Source organism: Methylobacterium sp. Leaf102, from assembly GCF_001422425.1.
In the GTDB taxonomy this organism is placed as follows: domain Bacteria; phylum Pseudomonadota; class Alphaproteobacteria; order Rhizobiales; family Beijerinckiaceae; genus Methylobacterium.
Genome location: NZ_LMMX01000037.1, coordinates 213,350 through 234,201 on the forward strand (window position 1 = coordinate 213,350; position 20,852 = coordinate 234,201).

General features: G+C 70.1%; 20 protein-coding genes and 1 pseudogene. 11 read left to right on the forward strand and 10 right to left on the reverse strand.

Annotation, left to right across the window (positions count from 1 at the left end):
• Positions 1 to 6 precede the first annotated feature (6 nt).
• From ASF27_RS17095 to ASF27_RS17105, 3 genes are all read left to right on the forward strand, one after another.
• A complete protein-coding gene (locus tag ASF27_RS17095) occupies positions 7 to 750 on the forward strand; it encodes a 3-deoxy-manno-octulosonate cytidylyltransferase (RefSeq protein ID WP_056173705.1) in 744 nt (247 codons plus the stop codon).
• 24 nt (positions 751 to 774) lie between these two features.
• A complete protein-coding gene (locus ASF27_RS17100) occupies positions 775 to 1,632 on the forward strand; it encodes a prephenate dehydratase (RefSeq protein ID WP_056361959.1) in 858 nt (285 codons plus the stop codon).
• A 100-nt stretch (positions 1,633 to 1,732) separates the two neighbouring features.
• On the forward strand, positions 1,733 to 2,023 hold the full coding sequence (locus tag ASF27_RS17105; protein WP_210166282.1) for a hypothetical protein: 291 nt from the start codon (positions 1,733 to 1,735) through the stop codon (positions 2,021 to 2,023).
• A 27-nt stretch (positions 2,024 to 2,050) separates the two neighbouring features.
• Here ASF27_RS17105 and ASF27_RS17110 read toward each other — a convergent pair whose 3' ends face one another.
• From ASF27_RS17110 to ASF27_RS17120, 3 genes are all read right to left on the reverse strand, one after another.
• On the reverse strand, positions 2,051 to 2,776 hold the full coding sequence (locus tag ASF27_RS17110; RefSeq protein ID WP_244481032.1) for a cell wall hydrolase: 726 nt from the start codon (positions 2,774 to 2,776) through the stop codon (positions 2,051 to 2,053).
• Between the two features lie 91 nt (positions 2,777 to 2,867).
• Complete coding sequence (locus ASF27_RS23240) at positions 2,868 to 3,356, reverse strand: hypothetical protein (protein WP_244481033.1); 489 nt, start codon at positions 3,354 to 3,356, stop codon at positions 2,868 to 2,870.
• 73 nt (positions 3,357 to 3,429) lie between these two features.
• Positions 3,430 to 4,155 carry a tyrosine-protein phosphatase gene (locus ASF27_RS17120; protein WP_056361964.1) on the reverse strand — a complete coding sequence of 242 codons (726 nt, stop codon included), beginning with the start codon at positions 4,153 to 4,155 and terminating at the stop codon, positions 3,430 to 3,432.
• 194 nt (positions 4,156 to 4,349) lie between these two features.
• Here ASF27_RS17120 and ASF27_RS17125 point away from each other — a divergent pair, with 194 nt between their 5' ends.
• From ASF27_RS17125 to ppa, 3 genes are all read left to right on the forward strand, one after another.
• Positions 4,350 to 4,856: a GNAT family N-acetyltransferase gene (locus ASF27_RS17125; protein ID WP_056361967.1), complete on the forward strand. Its 507-nt coding sequence runs from the start codon at positions 4,350 to 4,352 to the stop codon at positions 4,854 to 4,856.
• A gap of 69 nt (positions 4,857 to 4,925) precedes the next feature.
• Positions 4,926 to 5,249, forward strand: a complete 324-nt coding sequence (locus tag ASF27_RS17130) for a DUF2892 domain-containing protein (protein ID WP_056173718.1) — start codon at positions 4,926 to 4,928, stop codon at positions 5,247 to 5,249.
• Between the two features lie 142 nt (positions 5,250 to 5,391).
• Positions 5,392 to 5,931 carry an inorganic diphosphatase gene (gene ppa, locus ASF27_RS17135; protein WP_056173721.1) on the forward strand — a complete coding sequence of 180 codons (540 nt, stop codon included), beginning with the start codon at positions 5,392 to 5,394 and terminating at the stop codon, positions 5,929 to 5,931.
• 19 nt (positions 5,932 to 5,950) lie between these two features.
• Here the strand turns inward: ppa and ASF27_RS17140 are convergent, their stop codons facing one another.
• Entirely contained in the window at positions 5,951 to 7,210 is a 1,260-nt protein-coding gene (locus ASF27_RS17140) for an FAD-dependent monooxygenase (protein ID WP_056361970.1), read from the reverse strand.
• Between the two features lie 160 nt (positions 7,211 to 7,370).
• Between ASF27_RS17140 and tesB the strand changes: the two genes are divergently transcribed.
• From tesB to ASF27_RS17160, 4 genes and pseudogenes are all read left to right on the forward strand, one after another.
• A complete protein-coding gene (gene tesB, locus ASF27_RS17145; protein ID WP_056262031.1) occupies positions 7,371 to 8,249 on the forward strand; it encodes an acyl-CoA thioesterase II in 879 nt (292 codons plus the stop codon).
• A 315-nt stretch (positions 8,250 to 8,564) separates the two neighbouring features.
• Positions 8,565 to 8,903, forward strand: coding sequence for a P-II family nitrogen regulator (locus ASF27_RS17150; protein WP_056094106.1), 339 nt, complete (start codon positions 8,565 to 8,567; stop codon positions 8,901 to 8,903).
• A 132-nt stretch (positions 8,904 to 9,035) separates the two neighbouring features.
• Entirely contained in the window at positions 9,036 to 10,541 is a 1,506-nt protein-coding gene (locus ASF27_RS17155) for an ammonium transporter (RefSeq protein ID WP_056173726.1), read from the forward strand.
• 201 nt (positions 10,542 to 10,742) lie between these two features.
• A pseudogene (locus ASF27_RS17160) lies at positions 10,743 to 13,315 on the forward strand (DNA translocase FtsK).
• 131 nt (positions 13,316 to 13,446) lie between these two features.
• Here ASF27_RS17160 and ASF27_RS17165 read toward each other — a convergent pair.
• The 4 genes from ASF27_RS17165 to ASF27_RS17180 all read right to left on the reverse strand — a co-directional run bounded on the left by ASF27_RS17165 (position 13,447) and on the right by ASF27_RS17180 (position 18,082).
• Positions 13,447 to 14,736 carry an alpha-hydroxy acid oxidase gene (locus ASF27_RS17165; RefSeq protein ID WP_056361973.1) on the reverse strand — a complete coding sequence of 430 codons (1,290 nt, stop codon included), beginning with the start codon at positions 14,734 to 14,736 and terminating at the stop codon, positions 13,447 to 13,449.
• A 152-nt stretch (positions 14,737 to 14,888) separates the two neighbouring features.
• Positions 14,889 to 15,209 carry a YnfA family protein gene (locus tag ASF27_RS17170; protein ID WP_056361977.1) on the reverse strand — a complete coding sequence of 107 codons (321 nt, stop codon included), beginning with the start codon at positions 15,207 to 15,209 and terminating at the stop codon, positions 14,889 to 14,891.
• On the reverse strand, positions 15,206 to 16,243 hold the full coding sequence (locus ASF27_RS17175; RefSeq protein WP_056361980.1) for an aldose epimerase family protein: 1,038 nt from the start codon (positions 16,241 to 16,243) through the stop codon (positions 15,206 to 15,208). The genes ASF27_RS17170 and ASF27_RS17175 overlap by 4 nt, the downstream gene beginning before the upstream one ends.
• Positions 16,244 to 16,300: 57 nt before the next feature.
• Positions 16,301 to 18,082 carry an ABC transporter transmembrane domain-containing protein gene (locus ASF27_RS17180; RefSeq protein WP_056361982.1) on the reverse strand — a complete coding sequence of 594 codons (1,782 nt, stop codon included), beginning with the start codon at positions 18,080 to 18,082 and terminating at the stop codon, positions 16,301 to 16,303.
• A 185-nt stretch (positions 18,083 to 18,267) separates the two neighbouring features.
• Here ASF27_RS17180 and ASF27_RS17185 point away from each other — a divergent pair, with 185 nt between their 5' ends.
• Complete coding sequence (locus ASF27_RS17185; RefSeq protein WP_156467574.1) at positions 18,268 to 19,167, forward strand: zinc ABC transporter substrate-binding protein; 900 nt, start codon at positions 18,268 to 18,270, stop codon at positions 19,165 to 19,167.
• Positions 19,168 to 19,171: 4 nt separating this feature from the next.
• On the opposite strand, the gene ASF27_RS17190 is transcribed toward ASF27_RS17185, so the two are convergent.
• Together ASF27_RS17190 and lpxK are read right to left on the reverse strand one after the other, a co-directional pair.
• Complete coding sequence (locus ASF27_RS17190) at positions 19,172 to 19,804, reverse strand: LysE family translocator (RefSeq protein WP_056173753.1); 633 nt, start codon at positions 19,802 to 19,804, stop codon at positions 19,172 to 19,174.
• A 65-nt stretch (positions 19,805 to 19,869) separates the two neighbouring features.
• Entirely contained in the window at positions 19,870 to 20,847 is a 978-nt protein-coding gene (lpxK, locus tag ASF27_RS17195; protein WP_056361987.1) for a tetraacyldisaccharide 4'-kinase, read from the reverse strand.
• Between the last annotated feature and the right edge of the window lie 5 nt (positions 20,848 to 20,852).

Below are 20,852 nucleotides of genomic sequence, written 5' to 3' on the forward strand. Positions count from 1 at the left end.
AAAAGAATGTCCGATCCCCTCGTGCTCATCCCCGCCCGCCTCGCCGCGACCCGCCTTCCGGACAAACCGCTCCTGGATCTCTGCGGCGCACCGATGATCGTCCACGTCTGGCGCCGGGCCGTCGAGGCCGGAATCGGCCCCGTGGTGGTGGCGACCGATACCACGGCCATCCGCGACGTGATCGAGGCGGAGGGGGGCATCGCGGTGATGACCCGAGCCGACCACCCCACGGGCTCGGACCGCCTCGCCGAGGCCCTGGAGATCATCGATCCGCAGGGCAACCACACCATCGTCGTCAACGTCCAGGGCGACCTGCCGACCATCGATCCCGCCATCATCGGTGCCGCGATCCTGCCGCTCGCCGACAAGGCCGTCGACATCGCCACCCTGTGCGCCGTGATCACCGACGCGGCGGAGCGCGACGATCCCAACGTGGTCAAGCTCGTCGGCCATCCCGTCGGCGAGAACCGCCTGCGCGCGCTCTATTTCACCCGGGCGCGGGCGCCGTGGGGGGAGGGGCCGCATTACCACCACATCGGCCTCTACGCGTATCGCCGCCGGGCGCTGGCGCGTTTCATGGCCCTGCCGCCCGGCACCCTCGAAACCCGCGAGAAGCTGGAGCAGCTGCGCGCCCTGGAAGCCGGCCTGCGCATCGACGCCATGATCGTCGACGACCTGCCTCTCGGCGTCGATACCCCCGCCGACCTGGAGCGGGCGCGCGCCGTCCTCTCGGCCCGGCGCCTGAACTGAACCGTTGGACGCGAAAAGATTCCGATGCCCCACCGCACCATCTCATACCAGGGCGAGCCCGGCGCCAACTCGCACATCCTCTGCGCCCAGGCCTACCCGGACTGGACGCCGCTGCCGTGCCCGACCTTCGAGGACGCCTTCGCGGCGGTGAACGAGGGCCGGGCCGCCCGGGCGATGATCCCCATCGAGAACTCCATCGCGGGCCGGGTCGCCGACATCCACCACCTCATCCCGACGGCGCGCCTCCACATCGTCGCCGAGCACTTCCTGCCGATCCACTTCCAACTGATGGTGCTGCCGGGGACCGAGGTGGGGACGCTCAAATCCGTCCACAGCCACGTCCATGCGCTCGGCCAGTGCCGCAAGATCATCCGGCGCCTCGGGCTCCGCGCCGTGGTGGCGGGCGACACGGCGGGCGCCGCCCGTGAGGTGGCGGAGGCCCGCGACGCGAGCCGGGGTGCCCTGGCGCCGGCGCTGGCGGCCGAAGTCTACGGCCTCGAGATCGTCGCCCGCGATGTCGAGGACGAGAGCCACAACACCACCCGCTTCGTGGTGTTCGCCCCCGAGGCCGAGCCCCTCGCGGCGGAGGCCGGTCCGGCGGTGACGAGCTTCATCTTCCGGGTGCGCAACATCCCGGCCGCCCTCTACAAGGCACTCGGGGGCTTCGCCACCAACGGCGTCAACATGTCGAAGCTCGAGAGCTACATGGTCGAGGGCCAGTTCTCGGCGACCCAGTTCTACGCCGAGGTCGACGGCCACCCCGACGAGCCCGGCCTCGCCCGGGCCCTTGAAGAACTTGCCTACTTCTCGCGAGAAGTGCGGATCATCGGCACCTATCCGGCCGATCCCTATCGCGAGGTCAGCCGCCTGGCGGCGGAATAGGGCCTTGAGCGAACGCGACGCAGCGAGCCGGATCGTGAGCGGGATACCCGAGACTGACGACACGACCCCCTGCCTGTTCGAAATCCATCATGGATCGACCGTGCTTCGGGTCGCCGACGATTGGAGCGGGCACGTTCTGATCGAGCGGATCTACAACGGCCTGCGCGAAGCGCGGCGATCCCGCGACGTCGGGCATACGGTCCCGACGGCACCGACGCCCGGCAGCGAGGCCGAGAACCTTACGGTCGAGGCCGCCCTGTTCCACGGCTTCCGGCCGGTCGACGGCACCGCGGATTATCGCGCGAGCGCGCAGCAGATCGTCGCCCTGGTGCATGCGGCGCGGGAGCAGGGTCGGATGGATGTGCTGCAGACAAGGGAACCGAACGACTGATCCGACCCGACAGGGTCGGGTCAGGCCCTAGCCGCCCCGGCTCGCGCTGCTCAGCCCCGCGGTCCGACAGATGTCCTTGGCGGGTTCGTTGAGGATGGTCTGAGCCGCCGGCACATCGCGCTCGGCATCGGCCACGCGCGCCTGGATCGGCGAAGCCGCGGGGGCCGCGGGGGCCGCAGCGGCGTACGCCATGGCGGTGGTGGGCATGCTCGGGCCCGTGGGTGCCGGGGCGCCCGGCTTGCGCTTCTCGTAGAACGCGTTGCCGCCGGCCACCGCCACGTAATGCATGTTGTTGTAGGGGAAGCGCAGGCCAGCCGTGTGGAAATGCATGGCCCGGCCGACCTTGGGGTGGCGCTGCCCGGCCAGCACCGCGTCGGTCACGTCGGCGACGCGCTGGAGATCCTTGGCCTCCATCGACTTGGTGAGCACGCCCGGGGCGAATTGCCGGGGCTGACCGACCACCGAGCAGATGCCGCTGCCCTGAGGCGCCGACTGCACCCGGTTCATCACCACGGTGCCGACGGCCAGGAGGCCGTCGCGGTCGCTGCGGTTCGATTCGAAGTACATGGCGCGCCCGAGGCAGTCGCGCTCCTCGTCCGTGGCGGCGACGGGCTGGGCCATGGCGAGGCTGCCCGTGTTCTGGCCCGGGATCAGGGTGGAATTGCAGGCCGCGAGGGCGGGAATCACCAGGATCAAGCCGAGGAGAGAACCCGTTTTCGTCGCCCACGAACCCTGCATGCCGTCTCGCTCCATCGTGATTTCCTTCGCCGGGGCGCAGGCCCCTGACGATCCGCGACGGCCAGGCTTGGCCGCCATTCGGGTCTTTTTCGGGCAGGACCCGGACTCAGGCAGCTTTCGGACGGGCCGCGTTCGCCATCGCCGGGGACTGTGCCGTATCGGCCTCACCCGCGACCGCGACGGGGGCGGGGACGGCGGGGAATTCGAGGACGCGCAGGAGTGGGGCGGGGGTCGCATCCGCCGAAACCGCGGGCTTCGACGCGATCTCGCCGGCCTCGGTCTCAGCCGCCACGATCTCGGACTGAGGCACGGGCGCCGGGCGCGATTGGGCGAACAAAGCCGCCCCCGCCTTGGGTCCGGCAGCCTTGATCAGGGTGGCCTCGCCGCAGGTGCCGGCCATGCGCTGACCGAGGTCGAGGAGGCGTTCGCGCTCGACGCAATAGGCCGCCACCCGGGCGCGGGCATATTCGGGCATGCCGGCGATGAGCGCATCGAGCTCCGCCCCACGCGCCCGATACAGGGTCGTGATGAGTTCGACGGGGATCGGGTACTTCGCCAGGGTCGGCGTGGTCGGCCGGAGGGGAGAGGCTGCCATCGCGGGTCTCGTCACTGTGCGGAAGCATCAGTTCGGCCCGGTTTGGTTAACGGGGGGTTACCGGGCCGGGCGGCTATTCCCGCTTGATCAGCCGGTCGACCACGAAATCCGACCAGAACCCAGGCCGAAACTCACGCTTCAGGGCCTCCGGGTCGTAGACCGTCTCGACCCACGTGAGGAAGTCGAGGCCGCGGGCCTCGCCCTCGCGAAGGTAGAGGTCGAAGAATGCATCGAGGATGCCGGTCTTGGCGAAGCGGAAATGGCCGTAGCGGGCCGAGAGCTGGCCCATGGCCTCCGCGACGGGCCGGCCCTCGTGCAGGATGAGGTAGAGCACCGCCCCCATGCCGGCCCGGTCGGCGCCCGACTTGCAGTGCATCATCGCCGGATATTCGACGCCGGCGAAGAAATCCTTGGCGGCCAGGATCGTCTCGCGGGACGGCGCCTCGCGCGAGCGCAGGACGAACTCCACGAGGGTCAGGCCCTGGCGGGCACAGGCCTCGCGCTGGAGCGGCCAGGACCCGTGCTCGCGCCCGCCGCGCAGGGAAATCACCGTGCGGACGCCCTGGCGCTTGAACCAGGCGAGCTGGTGCGGCGTCGGCTGGGCCGAGCGCCACAGCTTGCCCTGTCCCACCCGGTGCCGGTTGAGGTAGGCCAACCGGAACACGCCGTGATCGACGAGGAGCATGTTGGCCCACGCCTTCGCCCGCGAGACCGGCCCGGCGATGGGCTTCTCGAACCGGGCGATGCGCGCCATGCGCCGCGCGTAGCGGGTCTCGGGCTTGAGGAAGCGCTTGAACACGGGGCGGGGAACGTCGCGGCTCTACGGGGGAGGAGCCCCGGCATCTAACAGGCGCGCCCTGGCCCGGCAAACGGCGGGCCCCTCGGGACAAACGAGGTCGGCGCGACCCGGCATCGCCCTTGCCTTGTGTTCGCCCGGATCGTCATCTCCGATACCGATGCCTGATCGATCGACTTCGAGCGCGGGGACCCGTCATGAGCACGAGCACCACCAGCATTCGCCGCGCCCGCCCCACCGACGCCGACCGCCTGTCGGACGTGTTCGACGAAACCTGGCGCGAGGCCTATCGGGGCATCATCCCGGGTGTTTCCCTCGAGCGCATGATCGCCCGGCGCAGCGCGCAATGGTGGCTCGGCGCGGCCCAGCGCCGGCGTCCCCTCGTGGTGGTGGAGACCCGCGAGGGTGTGGTCGGCTACGCGGTCTACGGGCAGGCCAGGGGCCGGGGTCTCGGCACCGCGGGCGAGATCGACGAACTCTACATCCTGCCCGAGCATCAGGGGCTCGGCCTCGGCCGGCGGCTGTTTCGGGCCGTGCGCAACGACATGATGGATCACGGCCTCCACACCCTCGGGGTCTGGGCCCTTGCGGGCAACGACCGGGCGGAGGCGTTCTACCTCGGCCTCGGCGCCACGATCGTCGGGCACGCCAGCGACAGCATCGCCGGCTCGGTGCTGCCCAAGGTCGGCTACCGCTTCGCCTGAGGCCGGCTCGCCGAATCGTCACGGCCTCCCCATCTCATCCCTGTGGCCGACCGGCCGAGGGGAGAGCCGATGACCGCCAGCGGACACGAGACCGTCACCGCGAAGGACTGGGACGACCGGGTCGCGCGCCTGACGGAGAAGCTGCCCACGCGCCTGGGGGAGGCCCTCGATTGGCTGCGCGAACCGTCGCGGCGCATCGTCCGGATCATCGCCGCTCTTCTGTTCATCCTCGGCGGTGTGTTCTCGATCCTGCCGGTACTCGGCCTGTGGATGCTGCCCGTCGGCCTCGCGCTGCTCAGCGAAGACATTCCCGGACTCAAGGTTCCCCTGGAGCGCAGCGCACGCTGGATCGTGGCGACGTGGGCGCGGGTGAGGGCGTCCTTCCGGCGCTAAGCCCGCGCGCCCGGGCGGAGACGTGATAATCCCCGCCAAACGTAGCCGGGCGACCGGGCCGGAGATTTCCTTGAGGCGGCAACGGCTTTAAGAGACGCCCGGAGAGGCCTCTGCGGCCCGAAGTGCACGGGAGAAACAGCCCATGATCATCGACAATGTCTCGATCGGGAAGAACGCGCCCGATGATGTGAACGTCATCATCGAGGTTCCCATCGGCGGCGACCCGATCAAGTACGAGATGGACAAGGAATCGGGCGCCCTCGTGGTCGATCGTTTCCTCTACACGGCGATGCATTACCCGGGCAATTACGGCTTCATCCCGCACACACTCTCGGGTGACGGCGATCCGTGCGACGTGCTCGTCGCCAACACGCGCGCCATCGCGCCGGGCGCCGTCATGAGCGTGCGCCCCGTCGGCGTGCTGGTGATGGAGGACAATGCCGGCGAGGACGAGAAGATCATCGCCGTGCCGTCGCGTCACCTCACCATGCGGTACGACCGCGTGGAAAATTACACCGACTTGCCCGACATCACGATCCATCAGATCCAGCACTTCTTCGAGCACTACAAGGATCTGGAGCCCGGCAAGTGGGTCAAGATCGTGCGCTGGGGCGACAAGGCCGAGGCCCACCGCCTCATCCACGAAGGCATCGCGCGCGCGAAGGCCAACAAGGACAAGTAGGACCCGTTGCGCGGGCGGCCTAGAGCGCCTGCCCGCGCAAAAGTTTCGGCAGGGTGCCGCGTGCCGCGGCGGCTTGCCCAATGAACAGGCGCTTGAGGCCCGGCAGGCGATCGACGAGGCCGAGGCCGAGATCGCGCGCCAGGCGCACCGGCAGGGCGTCCGTGGAGAACAGGCGGTTGAGCCCGTCCGTCATCGCCCCCATGGCGAGGGTCTCGAACCGGCGTTCGCGCTCGTAGGTCTGCAGCACGTCGGGGGCGCCGGGATCGAGGCCGAGCCGCAGGGCGTCGGTGACGGCCTGCGCCAGGGAGGCCGCGCCCGCGAGCCCGAGGTTCAGCCCCTGTCCCGCGATGGGGTGGATGACGTGGGCCGCGTCGCCGAGCAGCGCCATCCTGTCGGCCCGGAACCGGCGGGCGATCCCGAAGGCGAGGGGGTGCGCGCTCGGGCCGGCCTCCAGCACGATCCGGCCGAGGCCGTGGCCGAACCGGCGTTCGATCTCCACCAAAGTCTCGTCGGGTCCGCCACCGAGAAGAGCCGGCACGTCCGCCGCCCGCTCGGTCCAGACGATGGACGAGCGGTGCCCCAATGCGCCGCCCTCGACGAGGGGCAGGATCGCGAACGGGCCGCTCGGCAGGAAATGCTCGTAGGCCCGGCCCCCATGGGGACGCTCATGCCCGATGGTCGCGACGATGCCCGATTGCGGATAGGACCAGCCGACCCAGCCGATGCCGGCCCCTTCGCGCAGGCGCGAGCGCGCTCCGTCCGCCGCCACGAGGAGGCTCGCTGTCTCGGCTCGTCCATCGGTGCGATGGAGTTCGATGGCCTCGGGCCCCGGATCGGCGGACGCGATCCCGACGGGATCGAGGACCACCCCCGCCGCCGCGCAGGCCGCCAGCAGCGCGGCGACCAGGGGTTCGGCCTCGACCATATGGGCGAAGGGCTCGCCCGCCACCGCATCCTGGGGGGAAGGCTCCTGAGCGAAGGTGAGGAAGACCGGTCGCACCGGGTCGGTGAGGCGGCTGTCGCTCACCACCATGTCGCGGATCGGCTCGGCCGCCGCGGACACGGCCTCCCAGATCCCGAGTTGGGCGAACATCCGTCGCCCCCCCGCCGCCACGGCGAAGGCCCGGCCGCGGTGGCGCGCCGCGCCGGACGCCAGGGCCGGATCGCAGACGGTGACGGCGAGCGCCGGGCCGTGCGCCCGCTTCAACGCCAGGGCGAGGCTCAGCCCCGGGATTCCGGCCCCGGCCACCACCACCCTGCGCTGCCCCGATCCCGTCATCTCGCGTCCCCGTCCCGATCCGCCCGGAGTGCCACTCCCCGGGGTCGAGGGCAACGCGCGGGCCGCCTCCGCGGCAGCGGCATCGTCGCCGGCCGCATGGATCGCGCCCCCCAAGCTTGCTATGGCGGCGGCATCGTCCGTTCCACCACCGGGGGTCCCCATGGCCGGCATCGTCGCCGAACTCCTCGACATCCTCGATCTCGCCCCCCTGGGACAGGACCGCTTCCGGGGCGAGAGTCTGCAGACCGGCTGGTTCCGGGTGTTCGGCGGGCAGGTGGTGGCCCAGGCCCTGGTGGCGGCCTCGCGCACGGTGCCGGAGACGCGTCCGCCGCATTCCCTGCACGCGTATTTTCTGCTCGGCGGAGATCCGAAGGCGCCCATCGACTACGCCGTCGAGCGCATCCGCGACGGGCGCAGCTTCGCGACCCGCCGGGTGGTGGCGAGCCAGCACGAGCGGGCGATCTTCGCCATGTCGGTCTCCTATCACGACGCGGAGGAGGGCGCCGTCCACCAGGCGACGATGCCCGACGTGCCGCCCCCCGAAGGGGTGGCCGAGGCGCCGGCCGCCGCCGCGCAGGCAGCCCGCGAGGGCGCGGCGATTCCGGCGCCGATCCTGTCCTATTTCGGGCGCCGCCGCCCCATCGAGCTGCGCCCCGTAGAGATCGAGCGCTACCTCAGACGCGCGCCGCGCGACCCGCGCTTCCACGTCTGGATGCGCGCCGTCGACCGGCTGCCCGACGATCCCGCCATCCACCGGGCGGTGCTGGCCTACGCCTCCGACATGACGCTGCTCGATGCCACCCTGATCCCGCACGGGCAGACGGTGTTCGACGGCGAGATCCAGTCGGCGAGCCTCGACCATGCCCTGTGGCTGCATCGCCCGTTCCGCGCCGACGAGTGGCTGCTCTATGCCCAGGACAGTCCGAGCGCCGGGGGAGCGCGCGGCTTCGCCCGGGGGCAGATCTTTTCGCGGGACGGCACCCTCGTGGCGTCCGTCGCCCAGGAAGGCATGATTCGGCCGCGACGCGCCGAAGGCTGACTTTAAGCGGCGGCGCGGCGCCGATGTCCAGGCATCTCGCGAGGTGCCCGGACACCTCTCAATCTGCCTATCGATGCGCCATAATGCTTGCGAACAGCGCAAACTTGGCGGGAATTTCGCCCGTATCCAGGGCACGGCACGGACAGTTTCTAAGCAGATAGGGCCGAACGCGAAAAGTTCCCGTTGGCATAGTCCTTGAATAACGAAGGGCGAGCGTCTGGGTCAGTCCGATCCACGCCGAACATCCGGACCCGTCGGGTCGCGACGCGAGAGCGCGCCGGCCGGGCAACCAATCGGGACAAGGGGGCGCCGCCCATGAAGATCGTGATGGCTATCATCAAGCCGTTCAAGCTGGAGGAGGTCCGGGACGCCCTGACCGGCATCGGCGTGCACGGGCTCACCGTCACCGAGGTGAAGGGTTACGGCCGCCAGAAGGGCCACACCGAGATCTACCGCGGCGCCGAGTACGCCGTGAGCTTCCTGCCCAAGCTGAAGATCGAGGTGGCGGTGGCCTCCGACCTCACCGGCAGCGTCATCGACGCCATCGCGGCCGCCGCCCGCACGGGCCAGATCGGCGACGGCAAGATCTTCGTTCTTCCCCTCGAGAAGGCCGTCCGCATCCGCACCGGCGAGACCGACGTCGACGCCCTCTGAGGCAGCCCCTCGCAGTCCACAGCCGTACTTCGGGTCCGCGCGCCGGCCCCCGGGAGAGTCGGGCCGCCCGCCGGTCCCCGCCCCACGATCGTCCCCCTTCAGCATCGCACAGTGACCGGGAGTCCTGTTTCCATGAAACTTCGCAATGCCCTGGCGCTCGGAATGGGAGGCGCCGCCCTGGCGCTCCTGTTCATCGAGCCATCCCTCGCGCAGTCGCCGACCACGGAGGCCGCACCGGCCGCCGCAGTGGCCGCGCCCGTCCCGAACAAGGGCGACACCGCCTGGATGCTGATCTCCAGCGCCCTCGTGCTGCTGATGGTTGTGCCGGGCCTGGCCCTGTTCTACGGCGGCCTCGTGCGCACGAAGAACATGCTCTCGGTGCTGACGCAGGTCTTCGCCATCGCGTGCATTTCCTCGCTGCTGTTCGTGATCTTCGGCTACAGCCTCGCCTTCACCAACGGCGGCGGCCTGAACGACTTCGTCGGCGGGTTCTCGAAGGCCTTCCTGAAGGGCATCGACGCCAACTCCACCGTCGCAACCTTTTCGAACGGCGTCGTGATCCCCGAGTACGTCTACATCTGCTTCCAGATGACGTTCGCGATGATCACCCCGGCCCTCATCGTCGGCGCCTTCGCCGAGCGGATGAAGTTCTCGGCGCTCGTCGTGTTCATGATCCTCTGGACCACCCTCATCTACTTCCCGATGGCCCACATGGTCTGGTATTGGGGCGGCCCGGACGCCGTCGGCAACGCCGCCAAGGCGCTGGCCGCCGCCACCGACGACGCCTCGAAGGCGACCGCACAGGCGGCCCTCGACGCGGTGAACGCCGATGCCGGCCTGCTGTTCAAATGGGGCGCCCTCGACTTCGCAGGCGGCACCGTGGTGCATATCAACGCGGGCATCGCCGGCTTCGTCGGCTGCCTCATGCTTGGCAAGCGCATCGGCTACGGCCGTGACCTGCTCGCTCCGCACTCCCTGACCATGACCGCCATCGGCGCCTCGCTGCTCTGGGTCGGCTGGTTCGGCTTCAACGCCGGCTCGAACCTCGAGTCCAACGGCACCGCCGCCATGGCGATGCTCAACACCTTCGTGGCCACCGCCGCCGCCGCCCTCTCCTGGCTGTTCGTGGAGTGGATGCTGAAGGGCAAGCCCTCCCTGCTGGGCATGCTGTCGGGTGCCATCGCGGGCCTCGTCGCCGTCACCCCGGCCGCCGGTTTCGCCGGTCCCATGGGTTCGATCGTGCTGGGCCTCGTCGCGGGCGCCGTGTGCTTCATCATGTGCTCCACGGTGAAGAACGCGCTCGGCTACGACGATTCCCTCGACGTCTTCGGCGTGCACTGCATCGGCGGCATCCTCGGCGCCGTGGCGACCGGCATCCTGGTGAACCCGGATTTCGGCGGCGTCGGCCTGCCGGACTACGCCTCGAAGCCCGGTGAACTCGCGGTGGGCACCTACGAGACGGCGGCGGCCCTGATGAGCCAGCTCAAGGCCGTCGGCTTCACCATCCTGTGGTCCGGCATCGGCTCCGCCATCCTGTACAAGCTCGTCGATCTCACCATCGGCCTGCGCGTCACCCAGGACGAGGAGCGCGAAGGCCTCGACATCGCCGATCACGGCGAGCGCGCCTACAACTACTAGGATCGATCCCAGGGCCGACTTCCGGGGCGGCCCGAGGCAACACGAAAGAAGGCCCCGGATCGCACGATCCGGGGCCTTCTTTCGTCTGCACGTCATCTTGGACATCCGTCGCATTCGGGAGCTCAGGAGCACACTTAAACCCCCGTTAACCGCGCGGGCGTTAGCGTTACCGGATCGTTTCCCCATCGCGTCTGGTTCCGAATGCGCTCGCTTCGCCGTTCCGCATCGCCCTACGACACGTTCGTCGACAGCTTTCGGCCGTTCCTGGCCAAGCGGATGACGGAGTTGGGCGGTCTCATCCTGTTTGCCGGCGCGACGGCCCTGACCGTCGCCCTGGCGACGTGGTCCATCGACGACCCGAGCCTGAACCACGCCACCGACCACGCCGCCCACAACGTGCTCGGCACCAGCGGGGCGGTGATGTCCGACCTCGCCATGCAGCTCCTCGGCCTCGGCTCCCTTGCTTTCGTCCTGCCGCCGGCCCTGTGGGGGGTGCAGCTCATGCGCTCCCGTGCCCTGCCGCGCGGGGGCCTGCGCATCACCCTGTGGATCATCGGCTTCTTCTCCGCGAGCGCGGTGGCCAGCGCCCTGCCGTCCACGGCGCGCTGGCCCCTGCCCACGGGGCTCGGCGGCGTCACCGGCGATGCCCTGATCCACGCGGCCCGCACCATCGTGGGCATCGTCGCCTCGCCAGCCGCGGCGTTGGTGGGCTTCCTCTTCGCCGCCATCGCCATCCTGAGCCTGACCGGTGCCTGCCGGGTGGGCGAGATCCCGGAGGAGGAGGACGAGCCGCTGCATCCCGTGCGGCCGCCCGCCCGCGCCCGCAACGACGACCGCTACGAGGACGACGAACCGAGCCTCGGAGTCGTGTCCCTCGGCGCCCTGGCGCAGATGCTCATGGGTGGCCGCGCCGCCCTGGCCTCGCGTGTCGAGACCTGGCGCGAGGGCCGCGCCGCACAGGCGGTTGTCGCCCATGACGGCGCCTCGCCGGCCCTGGCGGCACGGCGCGCCTTCTCCGACGACGACACCCCCTGGGAGGCACCCAGCCCGCGCGATCCGCGCCGCGAACCGGTGTTCGACACCGAAGCTGCGCCCGCGCCCGTGCGACGGGCCGCTCCCGTGCTGCACGACGACGAGCCCGACGATGGCGGCGAGGAGCCGGTCTTCGCGCAAGATCCCCAGCCCGCGCCCCCGGATGCGCGCTCGCGCGTCGCCGCGCCGCCGTCGCCCCCCGTGCCCCAGCGGCGTCCGGCCCCGGCTCCTGTGCACAATCCGGGTGCCTACGCGGTTCCGGCACTGGGTCTCCTGGCCGAGCCGCCCCTGGTCTCACCCTCAGCCCAGGTGTCCTCGGAAGCCCTCGAGCAGAACGCGACCCTGCTCGAAGCCACCCTGAGCGATTTCGGCGTGCGTGGTGACATCCTGGCCGTGCGCCCCGGCCCCGTCGTGACCCTCTACGAATTGGAGCCGGCCCCCGGCACCAAGTCGAGCCGCGTGATCTCGCTGGCCGACGACATCGCCCGGTCCATGTCCGCCGTCTCGGCCCGCGTCGCCGTGGTCCCGGGCCGGAACGCCATCGGCATCGAGCTACCCAATGCGCGGCGCGAGACCGTGTACCTGCGCGAGCTCCTGGCCTCCGTCGATTTCGCCGAGACGAAACAGAGCCTTGCCCTGTGCCTCGGCAAGAACATCGGCGGSGAGCCGATCATCGCCGATCTCGCCCGGATGCCGCACCTACTCGTGGCCGGCACCACCGGCTCCGGCAAGTCGGTCGCCATCAACACCATGATCCTCAGCCTGCTCTACCGGATGACCCCGGAGCAGTGCCGCCTGATCATGGTCGATCCGAAGATGCTCGAACTGTCGGTCTACGACGGCATCCCGCACCTGCTCTCGCCCGTGGTCACGGACCCGAAGAAGGTGGGCCGTGCGCGAGATGGAGGAGCGCTACAAGAAGATGTCCAAGGTCGGTGTGCGCAACATCGACGGATTCAACGCCCGACTCGCCGAGGCGCGGGGGCGCGGCGAGATCCTGACCCGGACCGTGCAGACCGGTTTCGACCGCGAGACCGGCGAGGCCGTCTACGAGAACGAGGAGATGGACCTCACCCCGCTGCCCTACATCGTCATCGTCGTCGACGAGATGGCCGACCTGATGATGGTGGCGGGGAAAGACATCGAGGGCGCGATCCAGCGCCTCGCCCAGATGGCACGCGCAGCCGGCATCCACCTCATCATGGCGACGCAGCGCCCGTCGGTCGACGTCATCACCGGCACCATCAAGGACGAGCAAGATCGACAGCCGCACGATCCTCGGCGAGATGGGCGCCGAGCAGCTGCTCGGCCAGGGCGACATGCTGTTCATGGCCGGCGGCGGGCGCACCACCCGCGTGCACGGGCCGTTCTGCTCGGATTCGGAAGTCGAGAGCGTCGTCGCTCATCTCAAGCGCCAGGGCCGGCCATCCTACCTAGAGGCGGTCACCGCCGACGAGGGCGAGGGGGCTAAGGGGTCGGCCTCCGACGAGGTCGAGATGGACGGTGCGGTGTTCGACCAGGGCAGCTTCGGCGAGACCGGCGGCGACCTCTACGCCCAGGCCATGCAGGTGGTGCTTCGGGACAAGAAAGCGTCCACGTCCTACATCCAGCGCCGCCTGCAGATCGGCTACAACCGCGCCGCCTCCCTCATGGAGAAGATGGAGATGGAGGGCATCGTCGGACCGGCCAACCACGCCGGGAAGCGCGAGATCCTGGTCGAGGCGGACGCTCACGTAAGCTGATCCGCAAGAGCTGATCCGAAAGCGTTCTCGATGAAAACAGAACCGCCCCGAAGGGAAACCCTCGGGGCGGTTCTGTTTCGCGTCGCGGTGTCTCGGGAGAGCGGAAACGAAATCCCGCTCTCCCGGCGGGATCAGGCCCGGCTGACGCTCGCGGCGTTGATCTCGGCGATCTTCGTCGCACCGACCTGACGCATGATCGTCTCGAACTCGCGCTGCATGAGGGTGAGCACCATCTCGACGCCGGGCTGGCCGAAGGCGGCGAGCCCCCAGGCGTAGGGGCGGCCGACGCAGACGGCGGTGGCGCCGAGCGCCAGGGCCTTGATCACGTCGGTGCCGCGCCGGAACCCGCCGTCGATGAGGATCGGCACCTTGCCGTTCACGGCGCCCACGATCTCCGGCAGGACGCCGATGGTCGATTGCAGGCTCTCCTCGGCGCGGCCGCCGTGGTTCGACACGATGAGGGCGTCGACGCCGTATTCCAGGGCCTTCTTGGCGTCCTCGTGGGTGACGATGCCCTTGAGGACGAGCTTGCCCTTCACGATGCCGCGCAGGCGCTTGACGTAGTCCCAGGTCATGCCGGTGCCGTAGAGGTTCGTCACCTTCGACACGTCGAGGTCGTCGAACATTGGCTTGCGGCTCACCTCGTTCTTGAAGCCGGGCGTATGGCAATCGGTGCAGGTACGGGTATCGCTGCGGCGCTCACGGAACAGGGTCTCGGTGTTGCGACCGCCCTGCCGGTCGACGGTGAGCACGATGGCCGGGGCGCCGGCCTTCTCGGCGCGCTTCACCAGGGCCTCGGTCACGGCCCAGTCGTCGGTGGGGTACAGCATGTACCAGACCGGGGAACCGCGCTCCTTGATCACGTCCTCGATGGAGGTGCTGCCCACGGTGGACAGGATCATCTGATGGTTCTTCGCCTTGCAGGCGCGAGCAACGGCACCCTCGGCCTCGGGGTGGAACGCACCCTGGCTGGAGATGGGCGCCAGTGCGATGGGGCTGCCCCAGGTCTCGCCGAAGATCTTCACCGTGGTGTCGATCTTGCGCACGTCGATGAGGCGGCGGGCGCGGATGGCGATCTTCTCGAAGCCCTCGCGGTTGGCCTTCAGGGTCTCGTCGCCGTCGACGCCGCTGGCGAGGTAGCCGTAATGGGCCGGGGGCAGGGTCTTCTTCGCCACCGCCTCGAAATCGAAGACGTTCAGGGCCTGGGCGGGATTGGCGATGAGGTCGCCGTCCATGACGGGCGCCTGCCGGAGGACGTCGTAGCTCTGAGCCATCGCCCCGGAAGTGCCGGCAGCGAGCATTCCGGCGACCGCGCTGATGGCGCCCGGTGCGAGGATCGGGCTGGCGGACAGGAATTCCAGCAGCTTCCTGCGATTGAGCGTCGTCTCTCGACCGTTGGTCTGCTGGTTGTGGCTTGACATGTGAACTATAAATCTCGCGCGTCGGGTACGACAGGCGACGGTTTTGACCTATTCGCATTCGAAAACGCAAGATGCCGCACTGCAAAACAGCCATGCTGCAGTGCAATTAATCGGCCTGCAGCTTTGCCGCATCCAGTCCCACGGCGGACCTTTCAGGTGCGCGGACCATAGAGGATGAGGCCCGCCCCGGCGAGGCACAGGGCGGCGCCGGTGACATCGAAGCGGTCCGGCCGCTGGCCTTCCGCGCCCCACATCCACAGGAGGGACGCGCCGATGTAGAGCCCGCCATAGGCCGCATAGGCGCGGCCGGCCGCCTCGCTCTCGACGCGCGTCAGCAGCCAGGCGAACAGCCCCAGGGCCACGGCGCCCGGCACCAGCCACCAGGCCGAGCGCCCGAGCCGCAGCCAGGCCCAGACCGAGAAGCACCCGCCGATCTCGAACAGGGCGGCGGCGGCGTACACGACAACGGTCATACGACGGTGAATCGGTACGTGGTGACCGCCGAGAACGATTCGCCCGGACGCAGGACGGTGCTCGGGAAGTCGGGATGGTTCGGCGCGTCGGGAAACCCTTGCGCCTCGAAGCACACGGCATCCCCGGCGCGGTACAGCCCACCACCCGAGCCCGTCGCCGTGCCGTCGAGCATGTTGGCGGTGTAGAGTTGCAGGCCGGGTTGGGTGGTGGCCACGGTCAGGTGCCGGCCGCTCGCGGGATCGTGCGCGGTGGCGACCGTACGCAGGCCGCCGGCTCCGCGCAGCACGAAGGTGTGGTCGTAGCCATGGCCCCGGATCAGTTGGCGATCGGCCGCGCGGATGCGGGCGCCGAGGGCCGTGGGGGTGCGAAAATCGAAGGGCGTGCCGGAGACCGCGCACCGCTCGCCGGTGGGGATCTGATCCGCGTCGACCGCCAGGTATGCGTCGGCGGCGATTCCCACCACGTGGTCGAGCGCATCGCCCGCGCCCTCGCCGGCGAGGTTGAAATAGCTGTGGTTGGTCAGGTTCAGAACCGTCGGCCGGTCGGTCTCGGCCGCGTAGGTGATGGACAGGGTCTCGTCGTCGGGAAGGGCGTAGGTCACCCGCACGTCGAGGGTGCCGGGGAAGCCCTGGTCACCGTCGGGCGAGCGATGGGCGAGGGTGAGGTCGGTACCAGTCGCCGATTCAACCCGCCAGACCTTGCGGTCGAACCCCGCCGGGCCGCCATGCATGGTGTTGTCCCCCTCGTTGCGGGGCAGATCATGGACCTGTCCGTCGAGGCTGAACCGGCCGTGCGCGATGCGATTGGCGTAGCGGCCGATGAGGGCGCCGAAATGCGCGTCGCTGGCCTCGTAGCCGGCGAGGTCCATGGCGCCCAGGACCACGTTGGTTCTCCGTCCCGTCCGGTCGGGTGTCTCGATGGCGGAGACGATTCCGCCGTAATCGAGGATCCGCACGGTAAGCCGCCCGCGCGCGAGGGTGTGGCGGGCGACGGGTTGCCCGTTCTTGGTGCGGCCGTAGGGCTCGGGTGTCATCGGCGGCGTATCTCCGCGGGGGTCACGGGCGGTCGACGTGCGCGGCACGCCGTCGCCTCAAGGCGCCAGGGTCTCGTCGGGGGCGTCGCCCGAGAGCTGCATCCGGTGCAGGCGGGCATAGGCTCCGCCACGGCCCATGAGGTCGGTGTGGGTGCCGGTCTCGGCGACGCGGCCGGCCTCCATCACCACGATGAGATCGGCGTCGCGCACCGTCGAGAGGCGGTGGGCGATGACGAGGGTGGTGCGCCCGCGCATGAGGCGCAGGAGCGCGGCCTGGACGAGGCGCTCGGACTCGGAATCGAGCGCACTCGTCGCCTCGTCGAGGAGCAGGATCGGCGCGTCCTTCAGGAAGGCGCGGGCGAGCGAGATGCGCTGGCGCTCCCCCCCCGACAGCCGCCCACCGGCGGGGCCGACGCGAAATTCGTAACCCTCGGGCAGGCGCGAAACGAAGCCGTGGGCGGCCGCCGCCTCCGCCGCCGCCTCGATCTCGGCTCGGGAGGCGCCGGGGCGGCCAAAGCCGATGTTGGCTGCCACCGTGTCGTCGAACAGCACCACCTCCTGGGACACCACCGCAACGGCCCGGCGGAGCGACGCGAAGGTCACGTGCCGGATGTCCTGACCGTCGATGGACACGGCTCCGGCATCGACGTCGTAGAGGCGCGGCACGAGGTTGAGCAGCGAGGATTTTCCCGACCCCGAGCGCCCCACGAGGGCCACGGTGGCGCCGGCCGGCACGGCGAGGTCGATCCCCTCCAGGGCCGGCGCGTCGGCGCGGTAGCGGAAGCGCACGTCGGAAAAGCGGATCGCGCCGCCGCCCACCAGCAGTTCCTTGGCGTCCGCCGCCTCGCGGATCAGCGGGGCCTCGTCCATGAGGGCGAAGTAGCGCTGCAGGGCCGCGCCCGCCTCCTGCAGGATGGCGTTGAGGGTGCCGAGCGCCCGGGCCGGCTGAGCGGCGAGCAGCAGGGCTGCGACGTAGCCGGTGAAATCCCCCACCGTGCGCTCGCCCGACATCACCCGCTGGCCGACCAGCACCAGCACGGCGGCCACGGCGAAGCCGCCGCCGATCTCGAGGAGCGGATCGAGGCGCCCGCGGGCGTTGGCCGCCTTCATCTTGAGGCGGCGTACCTCGTCGAAGGCCCCCTGCGCCCGGCCCTTGAGGTAGCCTTCCAGCGCGTAGGTCTTGGCGATGCGCGCGCCCTGCAGGCTCTCGGAGATGAGGCTCGCGGTGAGCCCCATCTGCTCCTGCGTCGTCGTCGAGACCCGGCGCAGCTTCTTGCCGACCCGGCCGATGGGGCCGGCGACGAACGGCACGGTCACGCCGGCCACCAGGGTCAGGAGCGGGTCCATCCAGATCAGCGCCGCCACCAGGGCGATGAGCATGGCGATGTCGCGCAGGAGCACCGTGGAAATGCGGGTGAGCGCCTCCTTGATGAAGGCGAAATCCGTGGTGAAGCGCTGGGTGAAGGCGGCCGGGCTCTCGCGCCCGAGCTGGGCCAGATCCGAGTCGATGAGGTGGGCGTAGAGGGCCGCCTGCATGTCGGCCTCGACCCGCGTCACCACCCGGTTGGTCAGCACCGTCTGGCCGAACAGGGCGAAGCCCCGGATCGACGTGATGGCGATGACGATGAGGGGACCGTAGGCGAGGGCCGCCGTGTCCTTGGCGTCGAAGGCGTCGAAAGCGCCCTTGATGAGGGCCGGGTAGAACCCCGTCGCCGCGCCCACGATGGCGATGAGCACGAGGACCACGGCCAGCGTCGCCCGGTGGGGGCTGAGCCACTCGCGCCAGACACGGCCCAGGAGGGGGAGGGTGTCACCCCTCAGGAGCGGCCGACGCGCCATGGTTTTTTATGACTTTCTCAACGCCCCGAGAAATCGGATCGGCCGGTGTTTGCGGCCGGGGGGACGAGAGATCAAGTCGAGGCATCCAGGCTTGGCAATGTGATAATGTTACACTACTGAACCGAGGAAGCCTGAACCGAGGACCTTTGCCGATGTTGCGTGGACGCCTCCCGACCGGACTGCCGATGGCGTTCGCCCTGCTGCTCGCCGTTCTCTACGGCGCGGCGCCGGCCCTGGCCGACCCCGAAAGACTCCGTGTGGTGGCGACGTTCTCGATCCTCGGCGATCTCGTCTCACAGGTCGGCGGCGAGCGGGTGGCGGTGACCACCCTGGTCAAGCCCGACGCCGATGCCCACGGCTACGCGCCGGCACCGAGCGACGCCCGCACGCTCGCGGCGGCCGACCTCGTGGTGGTCAACGGTCTCGGACTCGAGGGGTGGATCGACCGCCTCATCAAGGCGTCCGGCGCCAAGGCACCCGTCGTGGTGGCCTCGAAGGGGATCAAGCCCATCGAGGAGGCCGACGACCATGGGCACGGCCATGCCCACGACCACCACGCCGATCCGCACGCCTGGCAGAGCATCGCCAACGCCAAGGTCTACGTCGCCACCATCCGCGATGGGCTCGCCAAGCGCGATCCGGCCCATGCGGCGGCGTACGCGGCCCGGGCCACGGCCTATCTCGGCGAACTCGATGCCCTGGAAGGCGAGGTCCGCGCCACCATCGCGAAGATTCCCCCCGCACAGCGGCGGATCATCACCACCCACGACGCCTTCGGCTACTTCACCGCCGCCTACGGCCTGACCTTCATCGCGCCGCAAGGGGTCTCGACGGACAGCGAGGCGAGCCCGCGCGACGTGGCGCGGATCGTCCGGCAGATCCGGGCGGAGAAGATCCCGGCGGTGTTCCTCGAAACCATCGCCGACCCGCGCCTCATGGAGCAGATCGCCCGCGAGAGCGGTGCGGCCATCGGCGGCAAAGTCTATTCCGATGCCCTGTCGGGCCCCGACGGCCCGGCACCGACCTACGTGGCGATGATGCGCAACAACCTGACGGCCTTCGCGCGGGCGCTCGGCCCACGCTGACGCGTCAGCGCCGCGACTCGGCGGCCATGCGCAGGGCGAGGCCGGCCAGAACCGTGCCCATGAGCCAGCGCTGGGCCACCTGCCAGGCCGGACGGCCACCGAGGAAGGTGGACACCGACCCGGCCCCCACCGCGATGAAAGCGTTCACGCCGACGCTCACAACGATCTGGACCGTGCCGAGGATCAGGGCCTGGACGAGGACGCTGCCCCGCGCCGGGTCGATGAATTGCGGCAGCAGCGACAGATACATCACCGCGATCTTCGGGTTCAGCAGGTTGGTGACGAACCCCATGGTGAACAGCCGGCCCGGGCCGTCATGGGGCAGGGCGCGTGCCGCGAACGGGCTGCGCCCGCCCGGCCGCACGGCCTGCCAGGCGAGGTAGAGCAGGTAGGCGGCCCCCGCCCAGCGCAGGGTATCATAGGCGAACGGCACGGCGAGCAGCAGGGCGGTGATGCCGAAGGCCGCGCACAGCATGTAGACGACGAACCCGAGCGCGACGCCGCCGAGGGAGATCAGCCCGGCCCGCGGCCCCTGCGCGATGGAGCGCGACACGAGGTAGATCATGTTCGGCCCCGGCGTCAGGACCATGCCGAGGGAGACGAGGGCGAAGGCGAGGAGGCTGGTCGATTCGGGCATGATCCGACGCTAACCCCCCATCGCGCACAACCACAAGGACACTTGAACGAGGGCGGACCGGACACTCAGGGGCGGGGCAGGATGTCCGCCAGTTGCGCCGCGACGGCACCGGCATCGACGAACGCGAGGGTCACGGGCAGGACCGTGACGCGGGTGGCGAATTCGGGCGGCAGCCGGACGTGGTCCTTCCGGGTGGTGACGAGGTCGGCGCCGAGGCGCTCCGCCTCCGCCGCGAGGGCGCCGAGTTCGGCCCGTCCGTAGGGATGGTGGTCGGCGAAGGCGCGGGTCGCGACCACGTCGGCGCCGGCTTCGCGCAGGGTGGCGAACATCTTGTCGGGCCGGCCGATACCGGCGAACGCCAGGACCCGGCGCCCGGCCCAGTCGCCTTCCGGGACGAGCCGGGCGCGGTGCACCGGCAACCCACGGTGCGCGGCGTCCTCGGCCACGGTCTCGCCGGGGGCGCCGGCGCCGATGAGAACGAGGCCGTGGATGTGGCGCCATTGCCGGGCGAGGGGCACCCGCAGGGGGCCGGCGGGGAAAACGCGGCCGTTGCCGACGCCCACCCCCGCATCCACCACCGCGAAGGACAGAGCCTTGGCGAGCGCCGGGCTCTGCAGACCGTCGTCCATGACGATCACGTCGGCGCCCGCCTCGATGCAGTGAGGCGCGCCCGCCAGCCGGTCCCGCGCCACGATGGTGGGGGCGAACCGGGCGAGCAGCAGGGGTTCGTCGCCGGTGTCCACGGCGGCGTGCCGGTCGGGATCGACGCGCACCGGGCCGGCGAGGCGGCCGCCATAGCCACGGGTCAGGAAGGCCGGGGATGCGCCGAGGTCGCGCAGGAGACCGGCCACCGCGAGGGCGGTCGGCGTCTTGCCGGCGCCGCCGAGGGTGAAATTGCCGATGCACACGATGGGACAGGGGCCGGGCGTGCCCCGCCGGTCCATCCTGGCGGCGCTGCGCCAGCCGTAGAGGGCGGCGAGGGGCGCCAGAGCCCGTGCGACGGGGTGCCCAGGCCCGGCATGCCAGAAGGCCGGGGGCCGCATCAGGC